This window comes from Nocardioides sp., assembly GCF_024509035.1.
Taxonomy (GTDB): Bacteria; Actinomycetota; Actinomycetes; order Propionibacteriales; family Nocardioidaceae; genus Nocardioides.
This window is the reverse complement of sequence record NZ_JANINT010000084.1, coordinates 1-3,487: the sequence shown is the minus strand read 5'-3', so window position 1 is coordinate 3,487 and position 3,487 is coordinate 1. Positions and strand designations below refer to the sequence as shown.

Annotated in this window: 3 protein-coding genes; all 3 read left to right on the top strand. The window is 72.1% G+C overall.

Annotated features, from left to right (window positions below; translation table 11 throughout):
• Positions 1–124 precede the first annotated feature (124 nt).
• On the top strand, positions 125–1,831 hold the full coding sequence (locus Q0L15_RS06925; protein WP_296603191.1) for a long-chain-fatty-acid--CoA ligase: 1,707 nt from the start codon (positions 125–127) through the stop codon (positions 1,829–1,831).
• Positions 1,832–1,922: 91 nt separating this feature from the next.
• Positions 1,923–2,474, top strand: a complete 552-nt coding sequence (locus Q0L15_RS06920) for a GNAT family N-acetyltransferase (RefSeq protein WP_296603190.1) — start codon at positions 1,923–1,925, stop codon at positions 2,472–2,474.
• Positions 2,475–2,524: 50 nt separating this feature from the next.
• Positions 2,525–3,487, top strand: a 963-nt coding sequence (locus Q0L15_RS06915; protein WP_296603189.1) for an AMP-binding protein, incomplete at its 3' end; no start/stop codon positions are given.

Below are 3,487 nucleotides of genomic sequence, written 5' to 3'. Positions count from 1 at the left end.
TTCCCGCGACCATCTCCGGCGCACGGACGGCGCACGGACGGCGCACGGACGGCGCCCGACCGGCGACCACTAGGCTTCGCAGCGACGTCGAGTCACCCCCAGGATCGGCACGGAACGAGGCATCATGAGACCGGACGAACGACCGTGGGCGAGCAGCTACGCGCCCGGCGTACCGCTGGACATCGAGGTGCCCGAGGAGACGCTGGTCGACCTGCTCGACCGGTCCGCCGAGCGGTTCGCGGCGCTGCCGGCGCTGGACTTCTTCGCAGCGACCACGACGTACGCCGAGCTGGCCGGCCAGATCGCGCGGGCCGCCGAGGGCCTGCGGCGACTCGGTGTCGTCCCCGGCGACCGCGTGGCGCTCGTGCTGCCCAACTGCCCCCAGCACGTGGTCGCGTTCTACGCCACCCTCCGGCTGGGCGCGATCGTGGTCGAGCACAACCCCCTCTACACCGAGGAGGAGATGGCCTTCCAGCTGGCCGACCACCGCCCGACAGTGGTCGTCGCGTGGGACAAGGTCGCCCCGATGGTGCACCGCATCGTCGCGCCGCTGGGCGTGCGCCACGTGTTGTCGGTGAACCTGCCGTCCGCGCTGCCGACGCTCAAGCGGCTCGCCCTGCGTCTGCCGGTCAAGCGCGCGACCGCACTGCGCGAGGCGATGACCGGCCCGGCTCCGGGCATCGATCGCTGGGAGGCGCTCGTGCGGGGGCCGGCGCTCGACCCGACGCACCCGCGCCCGGCCACCGGGGACGTGGCGCTGCTGCAGTACACCGGCGGGACGACCGGGCGGCCCAAGGCGGCGGTGCTGACGCACCGCAACCTGCGGTCCAACGCCGCCCAGGGCCGGGCCTGGATGCCGGGCCTCGTGGACGGTCGCGAGGTCGTCTACGCGGTCCTCCCGCTCTTCCATGCCTACGGGTTGACCCTCTGCCTCACCTTCTCGATGAGCATCGGGGCGACGCTGGTGCTGATGCCGCGCTTCGATGTCGACATGGTGCTCGAGGCGATGGGCCGGCGGCCGGCGACCTTCCTGCCCGCGGTGCCGCCGGTCTACGAGCGCCTCGCGGCCGCCGCCCGCGAGCGCGACGTCGACCTGACCTCGATCCGCTACGCCATCTCGGGGGCGATGTCGCTGCCCGCCGCGGTCGCCGAGCTCTGGGAGTCGGTCACCGGAGGTCTGCTCGTCGAGGGCTACGGCATGACCGAGACCTCGCCGGTGGCGCTCGGCAACCCGGCAGGGGACGCCCGCAGGATCGGCGCGATCGGGGTGCCGTTCCCCTCGACCGAGGTGCGGGTCGTCGACCGGCACGACCCGTCCCGTGAGCTGCCGCAGGGCGAGGCCGGCGAGCTGCTGCTGCGCGGACCCCAGGTGTTCGGCGGCTACTGGGAGCGCCCTGCCGAGACCGCGGAGGTGGTGCTCGCCGACGGCTGGATCCGTACCGGCGACGTGGTCGTCATGGACGAGAACGGCTTCTTCACGATCGTCGACCGGATCAAGGAGCTGATCATCACCGGCGGCTTCAACGTCTATCCCAGCGAGGTCGAGCACGCCCTGCGCGAGCTGCCTCAGATCACCGACGCCGCCGTGGTCGGGCTCCCGTCCGAGCACGGCGACGAGGACGTCGTCGCCGTCGTGGTGCTGGCGCCCGGGGCGACGATGGACGAGGCGGCGGTGCGGGCCGGGTGCCGCGAGCACGTCGCGGCGTACAAGGTCCCGCGGCGGGTCTTCGAGGTCGACGAGCTGCCCGTCTCGATCATCGGCAAGGTGCTGCGCCGCCAGGTCCGCGAGGAGCTGATCGCCCGCCTCGCCACCGTGCCGCCGGCACCGTGACCTTGGCCGCAAAGGGCCACCGGCAGTGTCCGGCCTCCCGTACCGTGGAGGGCCAGCCGCAGCGTCGGTCGGAACGTCAGGAGGTGACGCGGTGTTCGCCGAGGCGCGCCTCACCGACGGCACCCGAGCACTGATCTGGGAGCTGCTGCCCATCGACCGCGAGGCGGTCCGCGCGGGTTACGAGCAGCTCTCGGAGGAGACCCGCTTCCACCGGTTCCTGGCCGCGGTGCCGCACCTCACCGACACGATGCTCGACCACCTGGTCGACGAGGTCGACGGAGTCGACCACGTCGCGCTGGTCCTCCTCGTCCTCGACGAGGACGGTAACGGCATCCCCGCCGGCGTCGCGCGGATCATCCGCTACTCCGACCAGTCCGACGCAGCCGACGTCGCCGTGACCGTGATGGACGAGTGGCAGCGCCGGGGGGTCGCGAACGCGCTGCTGGCCGAGCTCATGCGCCGGCGTCCGCCCGGGGTCACCAGGCTCGTCACGACCGTGACGGCGGACAACACCGCCTCCCTGGCGATGCTGCGCCGCCTCGGCTCGACGGTGGCCGAGCCGGCCGGCCCGAACCGGCTCGACGTCGTCGTCGAGCTGCCCGACCTTGAGACGACCGTCACACCTCAGGACGAAATCCTCTAGCGCCGCCCTCGACCCCGGATGAGTGTGAGCGACGGGAAGAGGGTGGGAACGTGATCGAGACGACGGCGTCGAGACGAGCTCCGCTGAGCGACCGGGCGGCTTCGCTGGCCCAGATGTTCTACGACCGGGTCGAGGCTACGCCCGACCTCGAGGCGTTCCGCTTCCCGGTCGACGAGGGCTGGCGGTCGGTGACGTGGCGCCAGACGGGGGAGACTGTGCGCACCCTGGCCGCCGGACTCCTCGCGCTCGGCGTACTGCCCGAGCAGCGCGTGGGGATCCTGAGCAGCACGCGAGTGGAGTGGCTGCAGGCCGACCTGGCGATCATGTGCGCGGGCGCCGCCACCACGACGGTCTACCCGACGACCAGTGCCGACGACGTCGCCTTCATCCTGGCTGACAGCGGGTCGCGGATCGTGTTCGCCGAGGACGATGCCCAGGTCGCCAAGCTGCGGGCTCGCCGCCACCAGCTGCCCGACCTGCAGCGGGTGATCACCATCGAGGGTCACGCCGACGGGGACTGGGTGCTGAGCCTGGCCGACCTCGTCGCGCTGGGCGCGCGGCGTCTCGTCGACGATCCTGCGGTGGTCGACCGCACGGTCGCCGCCATCGGTCCCGAGAGCCTGGCGACGCTTATCTACACCTCCGGCACCACCGGCCAGCCCAAGGGCGTCGAGCTGCCGCACCGCTGCTGGACCTACATCGGCGCCGCGGCTCAGGACCTCGACATCCTCTCTCTCGACGACCTCCAGTTCCTGTGGCTGCCGTTGTCCCACTCGTTCGGCAAGATGCTGGAGGCGGTGCAGCTGCAGATCGGCTTCCCCACGGCGGTGGACGGCCGGCTCGAGCGGATCGTCGACAACCTCGCCGCCGTACGCCCCACCTTTATGGCCGGTCCTCCACGGGTCTTCGAGAAGGTCCATGGGAAGGTCGTCCAGACGGTGCAGGAGGAGGGCGGTGCCAAGGCCGCGCTCTTCGGGTGGGCGTTCGGCGTCGGCGACCGGGCGGCCCGCGAG